The 13,921-nt window shown below is 44.3% G+C and carries 17 protein-coding genes; 14 read left to right on the top strand and 3 right to left on the bottom strand.

The features are described 5' to 3' along the window. Positions 1–33 precede the first annotated feature (33 nt). A complete protein-coding gene (locus tag ACP7FG_RS02245; protein WP_054487571.1) occupies positions 34–612 on the bottom strand; it encodes an LON peptidase substrate-binding domain-containing protein in 579 nt (192 codons plus the stop codon). A 145-nt stretch (positions 613–757) separates the two neighbouring features. Here ACP7FG_RS02245 and ACP7FG_RS02240 point away from each other — a divergent pair, with 145 nt between their 5' ends. The 11 genes from ACP7FG_RS02240 to ACP7FG_RS02190 all read left to right on the top strand — a co-directional run bounded on the left by ACP7FG_RS02240 (position 758) and on the right by ACP7FG_RS02190 (position 9,389). Next, entirely contained in the window at positions 758–1,693 is a 936-nt protein-coding gene (locus tag ACP7FG_RS02240) for a YbgA family protein (protein WP_439225451.1), read from the top strand. A gap of 2 nt (positions 1,694–1,695) precedes the next feature. After that, on the top strand, positions 1,696–3,102 hold the full coding sequence (phrB, locus tag ACP7FG_RS02235; protein WP_439225388.1) for a deoxyribodipyrimidine photo-lyase: 1,407 nt from the start codon (positions 1,696–1,698) through the stop codon (positions 3,100–3,102). After that, a complete protein-coding gene (locus ACP7FG_RS02230; protein WP_054487575.1) occupies positions 3,095–3,529 on the top strand; it encodes a nuclear transport factor 2 family protein in 435 nt (144 codons plus the stop codon). The genes phrB and ACP7FG_RS02230 overlap by 8 nt, the downstream gene beginning before the upstream one ends. Then, positions 3,526–4,254, top strand: coding sequence for an SDR family NAD(P)-dependent oxidoreductase (locus ACP7FG_RS02225; protein ID WP_199494692.1), 729 nt, complete (start codon positions 3,526–3,528; stop codon positions 4,252–4,254). The genes ACP7FG_RS02230 and ACP7FG_RS02225 overlap by 4 nt, the downstream gene beginning before the upstream one ends. Continuing rightward, positions 4,254–5,528, top strand: coding sequence for an NAD(P)/FAD-dependent oxidoreductase (locus ACP7FG_RS02220; RefSeq protein ID WP_439225387.1), 1,275 nt, complete (start codon positions 4,254–4,256; stop codon positions 5,526–5,528). Before ACP7FG_RS02225 ends, ACP7FG_RS02220 begins: the two co-directional genes overlap by 1 nt. Continuing rightward, positions 5,525–6,247 (top strand): DUF1365 domain-containing protein, encoded by a 723-nt coding sequence (locus ACP7FG_RS02215; protein WP_278354964.1) that lies wholly within the window; start codon positions 5,525–5,527, stop codon positions 6,245–6,247. The genes ACP7FG_RS02220 and ACP7FG_RS02215 overlap by 4 nt, the downstream gene beginning before the upstream one ends. Before the next feature lie 21 nt (positions 6,248–6,268). Continuing rightward, the gene (locus ACP7FG_RS02210; protein WP_439225386.1) at positions 6,269–7,507 is read left to right on the top strand and encodes a class I SAM-dependent methyltransferase; all 1,239 of its coding nucleotides are present in this window, start codon (positions 6,269–6,271) and stop codon (positions 7,505–7,507) included. Then, positions 7,507–8,007, top strand: a complete 501-nt coding sequence (locus tag ACP7FG_RS02205) for a DUF2878 domain-containing protein (protein ID WP_439225385.1) — start codon at positions 7,507–7,509, stop codon at positions 8,005–8,007. The genes ACP7FG_RS02210 and ACP7FG_RS02205 overlap by 1 nt, the downstream gene beginning before the upstream one ends. Positions 8,008–8,011: 4 nt before the next feature. Beyond that, on the top strand, positions 8,012–8,518 hold the full coding sequence (locus ACP7FG_RS02200) for a chalcone isomerase family protein (RefSeq protein WP_439225384.1): 507 nt from the start codon (positions 8,012–8,014) through the stop codon (positions 8,516–8,518). Position 8,519: 1 nt separating this feature from the next. After that, positions 8,520–9,047 carry a DUF3833 domain-containing protein gene (locus tag ACP7FG_RS02195; protein WP_439225383.1) on the top strand — a complete coding sequence of 176 codons (528 nt, stop codon included), beginning with the start codon at positions 8,520–8,522 and terminating at the stop codon, positions 9,045–9,047. Between the two features lie 84 nt (positions 9,048–9,131). Further along, positions 9,132–9,389 carry a DUF3912 family protein gene (locus ACP7FG_RS02190; protein WP_054487590.1) on the top strand — a complete coding sequence of 86 codons (258 nt, stop codon included), beginning with the start codon at positions 9,132–9,134 and terminating at the stop codon, positions 9,387–9,389. 60 nt (positions 9,390–9,449) lie between these two features. Here ACP7FG_RS02190 and ACP7FG_RS02185 read toward each other — a convergent pair whose 3' ends face one another. Next, positions 9,450–9,869 (bottom strand): hypothetical protein, encoded by a 420-nt coding sequence (locus tag ACP7FG_RS02185; protein ID WP_439225382.1) that lies wholly within the window; start codon positions 9,867–9,869, stop codon positions 9,450–9,452. Positions 9,870–10,009: 140 nt separating this feature from the next. Here ACP7FG_RS02185 and ACP7FG_RS02180 point away from each other — a divergent pair, with 140 nt between their 5' ends. Genes ACP7FG_RS02180 through ACP7FG_RS02170 form a run of 3 tightly spaced genes read left to right on the top strand, consistent with a single transcriptional unit; the run spans position 10,010 to position 12,444 of the window. Continuing rightward, on the top strand, positions 10,010–10,771 hold the full coding sequence (locus ACP7FG_RS02180) for a Nif3-like dinuclear metal center hexameric protein (RefSeq protein WP_439225381.1): 762 nt from the start codon (positions 10,010–10,012) through the stop codon (positions 10,769–10,771). Between the two features lie 12 nt (positions 10,772–10,783). Further along, a complete protein-coding gene (locus ACP7FG_RS02175; RefSeq protein ID WP_439225380.1) occupies positions 10,784–11,572 on the top strand; it encodes a methyltransferase domain-containing protein in 789 nt (262 codons plus the stop codon). 2 nt (positions 11,573–11,574) lie between these two features. After that, positions 11,575–12,444, top strand: coding sequence for an NAD(P)-dependent oxidoreductase (locus tag ACP7FG_RS02170; protein WP_439225379.1), 870 nt, complete (start codon positions 11,575–11,577; stop codon positions 12,442–12,444). Between the two features lie 66 nt (positions 12,445–12,510). Here the strand turns inward: ACP7FG_RS02170 and ACP7FG_RS02165 are convergent, their stop codons facing one another. Continuing rightward, positions 12,511–13,860, bottom strand: a complete 1,350-nt coding sequence (locus ACP7FG_RS02165; RefSeq protein WP_439225378.1) for a DUF1329 domain-containing protein — start codon at positions 13,858–13,860, stop codon at positions 12,511–12,513. Positions 13,861–13,921: the final 61 nt, after the last annotated feature.

Below are 13,921 nucleotides of genomic sequence, written 5' to 3'. Positions count from 1 at the left end.
AAAGATCACCCGGATGGCAGAATATTTATTCAATTAACGAATTAAGTCTAGCAGATATTCCTTTGCTTTAAGACAATTTTCGCATCGAATAAGTTCTTGTTTGGTGTAAACATCCAATGGCAGTATTTCAAGCCAACGAGAACAGATCCAATCAAGATTTTCGTAGCCCAGGTCAGGCAGCAGTTCAGAAAGTTCCGGGTAGGTTTCAAAAGCTTCTTGAAGCCGGGTCTTTAACTTATTTGAGGTTGCATCAAGCGCAAGTTCCGGCCAGTTCTCAAGGTATTCAATTTTGCCAAACCTGAGCTTGTCATTTTCCGACCAGTGTTCATCGATTCGAACCCGGTTTTTGCCTTCAACGGTAATACCTAATAAGCCGTCATCTCGCGGTTCAAAGTCAATGATTTTCACTGTGGTTGCATAAGGCAGCAAATAGTCAGCAGATGTCGCGGCATGTTCATTATTGAACATGGCTACAACAAATTCGCTGTCGTTCTGCAGACACTCTTTAACTAACCGAGTATAGCGAGGCTCGAACACTTTTAGTTTCATGCGCCCGCCCGGCATTATATGCGCTGTGAGCGGGAATAGCGGTAACTGCTGATACTGCTGCATATAACCTCATTTGGTTAGCGACTTTGAACATTTAACAAACATTACGTCGGCGCGGGTCTTGTTGGATCTTTTTTATCTTGTAAATGACAAACTATTTTTAGCGATATACCGTAGGTTATCATCAGGAAACGTGAATAAGGATAACATTGTGAAACTAAAGGTTGGTATCAGTTCCTGTTTGATGGGTGACGAAGTCAGGTTTGATGGGGGACATAAAAAATCTTCTTTCTGTGTCGATGAGCTAAGCCGACACATTCAGCTTGTACGTTTTTGTCCGGAGGTTGGAATAGGAATGCCGGTGCCCAGACCAACCATTAGACTTGAACAGCACGATACTGTTCAAGCGGTGGTGCCTAAGACGGGGCAAAATGTAACAAAAGACTTAGCGACTTTTGCTGACAAGGTTCAGGTTAAAGTTGATGAGCTGAGTGGCTATATTCTTTGTGCTAAGTCGCCCAGTTGCGGTATGGAGCGTGTTAAGTTGTATGATCCCGAAACCGGCCATGCGCAAAAAGCGGGAATGGGTATTTTTGCAGCCCGGCTTAAGGAGAATAATCCGGCGTTACCTTTAGAAGAAGACGGGCGGTTGAATGACCCTCACTTGCGCGAAAACTTCGTTATGCGCGTCTATGTTTTTAATCAGTGGAAAGAAGTTAGGAATAACCTTTCAAAACATCGGCTTTTGCAGTTTCACCAAAGTTGCAAGTTGCTGTTGCTGGCTCACAACCAGCAAGCTTACCGTGAACTGGGCAAACGTCTGGGTGAGCAGGATGTTATTGATGAGGTTTTTGCTGAACAATACATTATCGACGTTATGGACGCTTTAGCTAAACCGGCGTCGCGTAAAAACCATACCAACGTACTTCAACATATTCAGGGCTATTTCAAAGCCGATCTTGAACAGCAACGCAGGGAAGAACTGAGCGACATAATTCTTCAGTACCATGACGGTATTTTACCGCTAATGTCCCCACTCACACTAATACGACATTATCTCAGAGAGTTTCCAAAAGAGTACCTGGAAGGTCAGTGGTACCTGAAACCGTACCCTGAAGATTTAAAATTACGTTATGGGCTATAAAAATGCGTGAAGCAATTTGGTTCCGTAGTGACTTGAGAATGTTAGATAACCCAGCGTTACTTCATGCCTGTAAAAGTGATGAAGCGCCGGTTGCTGTATTTTTTGCCTGTTATGAAACTTGGGATAACCATAACTGGGCACCAATAAAAGTCGATTTTCTTTGGCGTAATCTGAAAAGCTTACAACAAGACTTAGCAGATAACGGAATTGAGCTTGAAGTCAGGTTGGTTCCAAAATTCAGCCAGGTTCCGGGGGCGCTTAGGCAGTTTTGCCGTGAACATGAAGTTAAGCGGGTTCATATTAACGCAGAGTATGCGCTGGATGAAAAACGTCGGGACGCAGCGGTAGAAGCTGTACTCAGCAACGATGATATCGAACTTATAACTTACCATGGAAATTTACTGGTTGCCCCCGGACAAGTCAGGACGCAGCAGGGTGGTTATTATAAGAAATTCACTCCTTTTAACCGACGTTGGCGGCAAGTTGTCAGCGAACTAGGGCAAAATGGCCCCTTAAAAATTACCCCCTACACCAGGGTAAAAGCCAAAGGACTTCCGGAGCTTCCTTTTAAAGGTAAGGATTCGTCTGACTGGAGTGCAGGAGAGCAAGAAGCTTTGGGTAAATTAGGGCAGTTTGTTGGCCATAGTGTATCGCAGTATAAAAGCGCCAGAGACATACCGGCGGAAAGTGGCACCTCAAAACTTTCTGCTTATTTAGCCTTGGGTGTTGTAGGCCCGCAAACCGCGGCACGTGCGCTGCATCAGTTTTCCCCGGAGTTTCCTTTTGGGCTGCCGTCAGGAGCAGATACCTGGCTTACTGAGTTAGCCTGGCGCGAATTTTATCAGCATCTTATGTATTTTGTGCCACGCTTATCTAAGGGTGAAAGTTTTCAGGCTGAAACCGATAGTATTCAATGGTTAGACGACAGTGATGCCTTTCAACGTTGGTGTGAGGGCCGTACAGGATACCCAATTGTTGACGCCGGAATGCGTCAATTGACATCAAGTGGTTGGATGCACAACCGCTTAAGGATGATTACAGCTAATTTTCTGGTAAAAGATCTACTAGTGGACTGGCGAAAAGGCGAAGCTTTTTTTATACAGCATTTGATTGACGGAAGTTTTCCGGCAAACAATGGCGGCTGGCAATGGAGCGCTTCGGTTGGTACCGATGCAGTTCCGTATTTTAGAGTTTTCAATCCTGTTAAACAAAGTGAGAAGTTTGATCCTGAAGGGGAATACATTCGTAAATGGGTACACGAGCTTAAGGAAGTACCAACAAAGTATATTCACTGGCCTCATAGTTGGCTTCAGCAACAAAGCAGTAATAACTATTGCGAACCCGTAGTTGAGCATAAGTTTGCTCGAGAGCGATTCTTAACAACGTTTAAGCAGGTGAAAAATGGATAACAGTGAATTAGTTGAAAAGTTAAAAGACTTTTACGACGAGCTAAAAACCGAAAACCTCGACGACTTAGATGATCTCTATCACGAGGAAATTTCCTTTACTGATCCTATTCAGCATGTGGTTGGGCTAGAGGATTTTCGTAAGTATTTAAAGCACACAATGGAGAATGTGGAATATTGCCACTTCGCATTTGATGATGAGTGTGTTGGTGAGGGGCAAGCTTTTCTGGCCTGGCAAATGCGTTATGCGCACCCTAAATTAGCTAACGGTATGGAAATTATTCTGCCGGGGGTTTCTTACCTGACTTTTGAAGATGGCAAAATTAGAGAGCAACGAGATTATTATGACCTCGGCGCCATGCTATACGAGCACGTGCCTCTGGTCGGTTATGTTATTGATAAAATTAAACAGAGGCTGACAGACGAATGAAAGTCTTAATTACGGGTGCTTCCTCAGGTATTGGCCGGCAGCTTGCGCTGGACTATGCAGCCGACGGGAACATGGTTGTCGTTTGCGGCCGCAATAACGAGGCTCTTAGTGAGTTGCAGAAGCAATACCCTGAACAAATATCGTGTGCCGCTTTTGATATTACCAATAAAGAGTCTGCCAAGGCTTCGCTAAAAGAAGTCGAAAACATTGATGTCGCCATATTATGCGCGGGTGTCTGCGAGTACCTGAATGTTGCAGAGTTTGATGCGGACATGTTTGAGCGCGTATTTAAAGTTAATGTTTTTGGCACCATGAATTGTGTAGAAGCCTTGTTGCCACAGTTTAACGATTCAGCACATCTGGTTATTGTCGACAGCCTGGCTCGTCTTCTGCCTTTCACCAAAGCTCAGGCATACGGTGGCTCTAAAGCAGCAATGCATTATATTGCCAGAAGCCTGGAAGTGGATTTAAAGCCTAAAGGAATTAAGGTTCAGACAGTGTCTCCAGGTTTTGTTAAAACACCAATGACAGATGCCAATGATTTTGAAATGCCGATGCGCGTTGATGTTGAATTTGCGTCTCAGGCAATCATTAAAGGAATTAAAAAGGGTAAGCGGGATATCGCATTCCCGTGGCTCTTCAGCAGCCTTTTGAAATTCATGTCAATTTTACCCGAAAGCATTCAAGTTAAATTATCAGAACAAATGGCAAGGAAGCAGCAGTAATGAATATAGCCGTTATAGGAAGTGGTATTGCGGGTTTAACAAGCGCTTATTATTTGAGTAAAGAGCATCAGGTTAGCGTTTATGAGAAGAATGATTACATTGGTGGCCATACCTGTACTCGTGATATAAAAATTAACGGTAATATGTTTGCTGTTGATACCGGATTTATCGTTTTTAATGATAAAACTTATCCAAGGTTCAAACGCTTACTAAGCGAACTAAAGGTCGTGTGGCGGGATACTGAAATGAGCTTTAGTGTGCGCGACCCGAAATCAGGGTTGGAGTTTAACGGCCATAATTTGAATACCTTGTTCGCGCAGCGAAAAAACTTGTTCAGCTTGTCATTTTATCGACTTCTAAAGGGCATTCTTAAGTTCAACGAGGCGGCCAAAAAGGCATTAGAAGGCGACGTCAATGATCTTGATAATGTTACCTTATCGGAGTTTCTGACTGAACATGATATTCCGGCGCCTGTTTCTGAATACTATTTGCTGCCGATGGTTTCAGCCATTTGGTCGGCAAGCCTTGCAGATGCTAGAGATTTTCCCCTCGGGTTCTTCCTGCGCTTTTTTAATAATCACGGTTTGCTCAATGTCAGTGACCGGCCTCAATGGCATACCCTGGTGGGCGGCTCTCATGCCTATATACCAAGGCTGACAGAACCCTTTAAGGAAAGCATTCACTTAAACAGTGAGATCGTGACAGTAAAGCGGCAGAAAGAACAGGTTGTTTTAGTATTCAGTAGCGGGAAAGAAGAGTTTTTTGATGAAGTGATATTTGCCTGTCACAGTGATCAGGCTTTGGCTTTGCTGCATGATGCAACAGAAGCAGAGAAAGACGTTCTGGGGGCTATTGAGTACTGTCCAAATGATGTCGTTCTTCATACCGATGAAAAATTACTACCGAAGAACCGGCGTGCCTGGGCGAGCTGGAACTACCTTCTGCGTGAAGAAGAGGCAGCAGCAATGCAACCGAGCTCTGTTACTTACAATATGAATATTCTGCAGGGGTTGCAGTGTGATAAGACGGTTTGTGTCACATTAAACAATACTGCGGCTATTGACCCAGAAAAAATAATTGAGGAATTCACCTATGATCACCCTCAATATTCGGTGGCATCTTTAAAAGCAAGAGCTAAGCGTGATCTTATTTGTGGTAAAAATAACACCCATTTTGCCGGCGCTTATTGGTATAACGGATTCCATGAGGATGGTGTCAGAAGTGCTATAGATGTTGTTAACAGGCTAAATGCCGCGGCAATTGAAAACTCATGAACAGCGTAATTTATTGGGGCGATGTTTTTCACGTAAGGCATCGGCCTAAGCACCACGCATTTAACTATAAGTTCCAGCAGTGGTGTATCGATTTATCTGAGCTCGACGACGTCCATCGTTTAAGCCGCTGGATGTCATGTAAAGGTTTTGCCCCTTTGTGGTTTCGTCGAAAAGATTACCTGAAAGATGAAGAGGGCAGCCTGCATCAGGCGGCGTTGAAGAAAATGTCCTCCCTCGCTGGAAAAACGTTAACCGGTCATGTTTTTTTTGTGGGTAATATACGAACTTTTGGCATTTTCTTTAGCCCGGTAAACTTTTACTTTCTTCAGCAGGAAACCGGTGAATTTACTTATATGCTGGCTGAAGTTAGTAATACTCCATGGCTGCAACGCCATTATTATTTAGTTGATTTATCGGAAGACTCGCCTAAAACAACGAAACAGTTTCATGTCTCACCTTTTAACCCAATGGATATGACTTACCATTGGGAGATTACCCCGCCTAATGAGAGCTTAAAAATCATTTTAAGTGCTCACCAGGAAAACAAAGATTTTGTTGCCGGAATGAAATTAAATCGGCAACCGCTAAACCGTAGTGCGATTTACCGCGTATTAAGAACAACACCTTTCATGGCCATAAAAATTATTGGTGGCATTTATTGGCAGGCGTTAAAGCTTTTTATCAAGCGGGTTCCATTTTACGGAAACCCTGGTAGTTAAATAATCAGAAGGCAAGTTTGTATGTCCAGTGGTGAAACGACTATGGTGGCGCCTATTCAATACGGCGTGTGGGATAAATTATTCCGAACTATCGCATTTAAATTATTAGCGCATTTGGAATATGGCCAGCTAACGATAAAAGAAAAAGGCACGTTCATTGATACCTTTGGTCATGCCGATAAAGAGCTTAGCGCTGAAATTGATGTTAAGGACTCTTCTTTTTATCGTCGCCTGGTAACCGGGGGAAGTATTGGTGCAGCCGAACTTTATATCGATAAGCACTGGGATACTCCCGATTTAACCGCTGTGATCCGGGTTTTTGCACGCAATTTACCGGCGCTGGATAAACTGGAAACTCGCCTGGCTTGGTTAACTTTTCCGTTTAATAAATACCAGCATTGGAGTAACCGGAATCATAAAGGCCAGGCTAAAAAGAATATTTCAGCTCACTATGACCTGGGTAACGAACTCTATACCCGCTTTCTAGACGAAGCGATGCAGTATTCAAGTGCATTGTTCCTGGATGCGGCTGATTCTTTAGAGCAGGCGCAACGTAATAAAATGAAGCGCTTATGTGACTCTTTGGCATTAAAACCTGACGATCATTTATTGGAAATAGGTACCGGCTGGGGTGGTCTGGCAGTTTACGCTGCGAAACATTATGGCTGCCGGGTTACTACAACTACGATATCAGAAGAGCAGTTTCAGTACGCTAAAGAACAGGTTGAGGCTGCTGGTCTCTCCGATAAAGTTGAATTGCTAAAACGAGATTACCGGGACCTGGAAGGGCAGTATGACAAGTTGGTTTCCGTTGAAATGATAGAAGCCGTTGGCAAAGAGTATTTGCCAACCTTCTTCCGTACCTGCAACAAGCTTTTAAAAGAAGATGGGAAAATGTCATTGCAGGCTATAACTATTGCTGATCAGCGTGCGGCATCGTACGCGCGCTCCGTCGATTTTATCCAGAAACACATCTTTCCAGGAGGCTTTTTGCCCTCGTTAAGCCAGATGACTCAGCTATTTACGCGTTATACCGACTTAGTTGTTCGTGATGTACATGACTTTGGTCTAAGTTACGCGAAAACACTAAGACAATGGGAAGAACGTTTTAACAGCCACCAGAAGGAACTGGAAGAACTTGGCTACGATGAGCGGTTCTCGCGGTTATGGAATTATTATTTTAGCTATTGTGAAGGCGGCTTTCTTGAACAGCGAGTTTCTGTTGTTCAGGTTACGGCCAGCAAAGCGCAGGCTTACTAATGAATTCTATTCAGCACAAAATAGTCAGCTTCGTTCTTTTTAATGCGTTGTGGTTTAGCGCTGTGGCGGGTCGTGACAGTTATATCGTTCTTAGCGGTGTTCTGTTGGCATTGCAGTTTGTTTATAGCGTTGGAGTTGTCAAAGTCAGCTGGACTTTAATTCTGCGCTTATTCGCAGTTGGACTGTTACTGGAAGCCATAAGTATAAGCCTGGGGGTGATTGATTTTGCCGGCGGTTACTTCCCTTTATGGTTAGCCATGTTGTGGCTTGGCTTTTCATCAATGGCGCCGGTTGCTCTGGATTGGTTAGCTCCGAAACCTATTTTTGCGGTTCTGGTTGGTGCTGTATCCGGGCCTGTCACTTATGTAGCAGGTGTTAAACTGAACGCCGCCACAATTGATTCAATGCCGCTGGTCATTGCCTGTTATGCGGTCATATGGGGATTAATGATGGCCTACTTTGTTTTCTCCATGTCACCCAAAAAAGAGTCGGGAGAGTGAAGTTATGAGGTTTACATTATTTGGTTTGTTGGCGCTTTTCAGCGTCAACCTTTTCGCTGCTGAATGCGCGAAGTCGGTGCCTGGTAACTTCAGTAAGGTTGGAGAGACCCGGTTAAGTGTCTATTTCTGGGATGTTTACGATGCGACCTTGTTCAGCCCGTCAGGGAATTATGAAAAGAATGAGCGTCAAGCGCTGTTATTAGAGTACCTGCGCGACATTAAAGCGAAAGACTTAATAGAAACGACAGAAGAAGAATGGCAGAAGCTGGAGCTTGACCGTGAAAAGCACAAAGACTGGTTAGCGCAATTAGATTCAATTTGGCCGAATATAAAAGAAGGAGACTGCCTCTTACTGGTTGAAGATGAAGAGGGATCTGCCGAGTTTTATCAAGGCGAAAAACTCCTGGGAACCATTAAAGACAAAGAGTTCACAGAACAGTTTTTAGCCATTTGGTTATCTGAAAACAGCCGTTTTCGTTCGGAAAGAAACGAATTGATTGGAGAGAAATAGTATGCAGTTATTTAAAGTGATAGCGGTAACCGTTCTGCTTTTTTTAGTGTCCGCTTGCTCTACCGGAATTGGTGCTTATAAGAGTGAAAAACCAGAATTAAAACTGGAAGAATTTTTTAATGGTGAGCTTGTAGCTTATGGCATGGTTCAGGACTATAGCGGCGAAGTTATTCAGCGTTTTGAAGTGACTATGACCGGCACATGGGAGGGTAATGAAGGTGTTCTTGATGAACATTTTACCTATGCCGATGGTCGTAAAGAGCGCCGCGTTTGGCGTATAACAAAAACAGGGCCTAACAGTTACGAAGGGCGCGCAGATGATGTAAAGGGCGTAGCCAGAGGGACGACTGCGGGTAACGTATTAAACTGGGGCTATCAGCTAGAAGTAGAGGTTGATGGTGAACCCATGGTTTTGACACTGGATGACTGGCTTTATCTGATTGATGAAAACAATATGATCAATCGAACGGATATGTCCAAGTGGGGCTTCCCGGTTGGAGAGATCACGCTCTATATTGGTAAGAAATAAATATCAAGAATCTCTGTCAGCGACCGATAATAGGAGTATAATCCAGAGTATTGGTCAAGCCTTAAAAGGTTTAGGGAAGCTGCAGTGGCAATAAATTATCCGACATTTTCTTACAATAACCCCCGCATACAAGGGCAGACGGTTTTTATTAAGCGTGGTCCGCATCAGGGGAAGTTAGGGATAGTCGTAAAAACATTGGATAACGAACGGTTTCTTGTTTCTCAGGCCGAGTTTGGCTCTGAGCAGGTAATATTTAAACGCAGTGACTTTTTAGTGCATCGTTATCGTAAAATCAAGGTGCCGATTGACCGCGTAGCGGGTAAGAACCCCGATGTTTTGTAAACAAAAAAGATAAACAAAAAAAGCGACCTTAGGGTCGCTTTTTGCTTTTCGGGTTAGGATTTACGCTGTACCACGAGGCAAGCGGCAATCACCTCCTTTGTTTTCCAATTTTTGCTTCCATAACTCTTTTGCGGTTAAGCCGCCAGAACTGGATTTTTTAGCCGGTGACTGCTTCGCTGTCGATTTTTTAGCGGCAGGTTTTTTATCAGCCTTTTTCTTAGGCTCAGCTTTTTTCGCGGTCGGTTTCTTGGCTTCAGTCTTTTTGGGTTCAGACTTCTTAGCTTCAGATTTTTTAGGCGCTGACTTTTTCTCTTTACCCAGAGCTTTAGCTTCATCTGCTAATTGTGCCAGGCGCACATTTTTACCACCGTCAACGCTGTACCAGCCGTTGCTGCTTTCAATCTTAGGCTTTTTACCGTGAGCCTTTTGATAAGCTTCGGTATATTCAGCGAGTACCTTTTCTTTATCCAGTTTGCTCATTCAATTGTTCCTTTATTCAAGGTTTGTTTTAAAAGGTTTGTATAAAAATACTTCACCCTTCGTTTATACCGTTTTTTCGGATTATTGTCTAATTTCGGGTAAACTTAAGCCTATTTGCACAGTGAATTTGGTTTTTAATTATGTCGATTACAAGAAACGAGTTACAAAACTACCTTAATACTCTATTAAACAGTAACCAAATTAAGGACTACTGCCCGAATGGTTTACAGGTCGAAGGCAAGACCGAAATAAGCAAAGTTATTACCGGGGTTACGGCATGCCAAGCCTTGGTTGATAGAGCCGTTTCTGAAGGAGCCGACGCAATACTTGTTCATCATGGCTACTTTTGGAAAGGTGAGCCTGCCGAGGTAACAGGTATGAAGAAACGACGGTTACAACAGTTGTTGAATAATGACATCAACCTGTTTGCTTATCACTTGCCTCTGGATGTTCACCCTGAGCTTGGCAATAACGCCCAACTGGCAAAATTAATGGGTTGGCATTTCGATGGTGCGGTCGACTCTTCTGATCCCGCATGCCCTCTGGTCACAGGTCGTTTAGAACAACCTATGCTCGATGACGAGGTGGCAGCTCATTTGGAGGAGAAGTTAAAACGGCAGTTGGTTTGCCGTGTCACAGGGGGACATAAAATTGAAAAGGTTGCCTGGTGTACTGGCGGTGGGCAAGGATTTATTGATAGAGCTGCCCAACTGGGTGTTGATGCCTTTATTACAGGTGAGGTTTCAGAACCGACCATTCATAGTGCCCGTGAACAGAATGTTGCCTTCTTTGCGGCCGGGCACCACGCTACTGAGCGTTACGGTGTTAAAGCGCTGGGGGAGCATTTAGCTGAACACTTCAAACTTGAGGTTAAGTTCATTGATATCGATAGTCCGGCTTAAGAGAAGCGCTAAATGAACAGAAAGAAGCAAGAAAGAGGGGACTTTAGCGGTATAAGCCAAAAATTCTCTAAATCAATCTACGACACCACAAAAGGCCAGTTAAGAGTTGAGGTGCTTAAACGCGATTTAGCCTCTCTACTGGCGAGTGAGCCATGCTCTGTGCTGGATGTTGGTGCCGGTTTAGGTCAGGTAAACCAATGGTTCCAGGAAAAAGGCTTTACCGTTGTGCACTCTGACCTGTCAACGGACATGGTTGAAGAAGCTTCCCGAAGACATAAAGCCGCAGGCTTGGGAGGTCAGTGTCAGTATATTACGGCCAGTTTAAACGATTTGGTTAATCAGCTGCCGCTCGTTCAGTACGATATTGTTCTTTGTCATGCGGTGCTGGAATGGCTGCCGGACACTGAGGTTGCTATTGAGCAACTGGCGTCATTATTGAAGCCCGGTGGCAGGCTTTCGCTCATGTTTTATAATCATCACGCTCAACTATTTGCTAATGCCGTTTATGGAAATTTTGATTACATAGAACGGGGATTAAAAGTTAAGAAGACCGTTCGTTTAAGCCCCCAAAACCCCGTTGTGCCAGAAAAAGTGGATGACTACCTGAAAGACAACAAACTAAAAGTCAGGCAGAAAACGGGGGTTAGATGTTTTCACGATTACTTACGAAACTTAGACGATCAACAACGGTTTGATGAGTTACTGTCACTTGAGATGAAATACAACCAAACATCCCCTTATCGCGAGTTGGGACGTTACCAGCACTGGCTTATCGAAAAGCCAAACTTTCAGGAGGAGTGAATATGGGAAAGCAGTGCGCATTTATTGGCTTAGGTGTTATGGGCTACCCCATGGCGGGACATTTACAAAATGCCGGGCACAGCGTTAGCGTATTTAACCGCACCACAGCTAAAGCAGAAAAATGGTCAAAGGAATTCTCGGGGAACTACGGGGAAACGCCAGCAGAGGCGGTTAAAAACGCCGATTTTGTCATGGTTTGTGTGGGAAATGACGACGATGTTCGCAGTGTTTTTTATGGTGACGACGGCCTGCTCTCAAAATTAAAACCCGGTGCAGTGGTTATTGACCATACAACGGCTTCTGCAGAATTGGCTCGGGAATTAGAGCTGGCGGTAAAAGAAAAAGAGGGGAGCTTTCTTGATGCACCGGTCTCAGGTGGACAAGCTGGTGCTGAAAATGGCGTTTTAACGGCAATGGTCGGCGGCAGTGATAAAACGTTTGCTGCCGCAGATGAATTATTCCAATGTTATGCAAAAACTCGCCAGTTACTGGGTCCTGTAGGTAGCGGCCAGCTGGCAAAAATGGTTAATCAAATTTGTATTGCCGGTGTACTACAAGGGTTATCGGAAGGTCTTCAACTAGCACGTAAGGTTGGGCTTGATCCGGATAAGCTTATTTCCGCCATTAGCAAGGGTGCCGCAGGTTCGTGGCAAATGGAAAACCGCTATAAAACTATGTGGGATAACCACTATGAGCATGGTTTCGCAGTGGACTGGATGCGCAAAGACTTGAAAATTGCGCTGGCTGAAGCGGATCGGCAGGGAGTTTCTTTGCCTGCGACAGCACTAATTGACCAGTTCTATGCAGATGTTCAAAAAATGGGTGGTAACCGTTGGGATACTTCAAGCCTTTTGGCTCGCCTGGAAAAGTAGTGATATTACTTCAGGAAGAAAAAAAGGAGGCATTTGCCTCCTTTTTATTTGGTTAAGTTTTAAAACTTAACGGAAGCCTTTACGGCGTAATGCGTTAGTACTGAAGTCATCACGGCTTGGAGAAATATCCCATTCCATGTAAGTACTTTCTTCATTACCCAGACCAAGCGAGATGTAGCGACCTGAGTCCAGATCATACAATGCTTCTGCGGCCATCCATGGTACGTCCTGGTTGTAGAACTGAGTATTCAGAGCTTCACCAACACGCCATAGTTCACCACGTCCGTCATAGTGATCAACCAAAGAAGCTGTCCAGCTATCTTCGTCCAGGTACATAGTACGCTTGGAGTAGATATGGCGTTCGCCATCTTTAAGGGTACCTTCAACAATCCAAACACGGTGTTTTTCGTAACGAATTAAGTCCTGATTCATATGACCTGCTTTGATAATGTCGTCATAATCCAGCTCAGGATTCATAATTTCGTAGTTGTTGTAAGGAATATAAACTTCTTTTTTCCCTTTTAATTCCCAGTTGTACTTGTCCGGAGCACCATTGTACATATCCAGGTTGTCTGAAGTACGAAGACCATCAGCTGCTGTACCTGGTCCATCGTAGGCTACGTTAGGCGCACGGCGAACGCGACGTTGACCGGCGTTATAAATCCATGCACGACGACCTTCTTTGACCTGGTTAATGGTTTCATGTACCAGAAGTACAGTACCGGTTAAACGAGAAGGAGCTTCAACTTCCTGCATAAAGTAAAACAGAACGTTGTCGTCAGCTTCCTGACGTCCGGTTTTTAGATACTCAGGGAACACCAGTGTCTCTTTTAACTCGACAGTCGTGTAATTACCGTTTGATAATACCGGGAACTGAGCAATGTTACGTGTTACTGCGCCACCACGGTAGCGTGTAATATGGTTCCATACTGCTTCTAAGCCATTTTCCGGAATAGGAAACGGAATGGTTGTATCGAAGTTCTCGACACCGTTACCACCGGCAACCATTTCTGCATTTTTTGCATTTGATTTGATTTTCGGCCACAGTTCGTCCGGATAAGTTGCTGTACGACGAGTTGGATAAACGTTCATCTTATAGTCTGAGTACTTCTCAAACATTGCGATTTGACCTTCGCTAAGATGTTCTTTGTGCTCATCCAGATTGTCGTGGGTGATGGTAAATAACGGTTTATCATCGGCAAATGGGTTATTACCGCGAACAACATCGACCGACTTATCAGAGTAACCACCATCCCAGGCAGGGATAGATCCATCAGCGTTAGCTGCTTTCTCAGCACCGATAGGGGTTAAATCCTGACCGAGCCGAGCGGCTTCTTCTGGTGATACTTTAGCCGCAACGCTCGCGGAAATCACCGACATGGCGAATACGCCAGCTTTTAGCATCAGTTTATTCATTATAATTTTCCTTGTTGTTCTACTTTCCAACATCACTTTGCCAGAGGACTGACCTCTCAAG

It is taken from the genome of Idiomarina sp. ST10R2A5 (assembly GCF_051842325.1).
Lineage (GTDB): Bacteria > Pseudomonadota > Gammaproteobacteria > Enterobacterales > Alteromonadaceae > Idiomarina > Idiomarina abyssalis.
The sequence above is the reverse complement of the archived record's forward strand: the minus strand, read 5'-3'. Positions and strand labels throughout refer to the sequence as shown.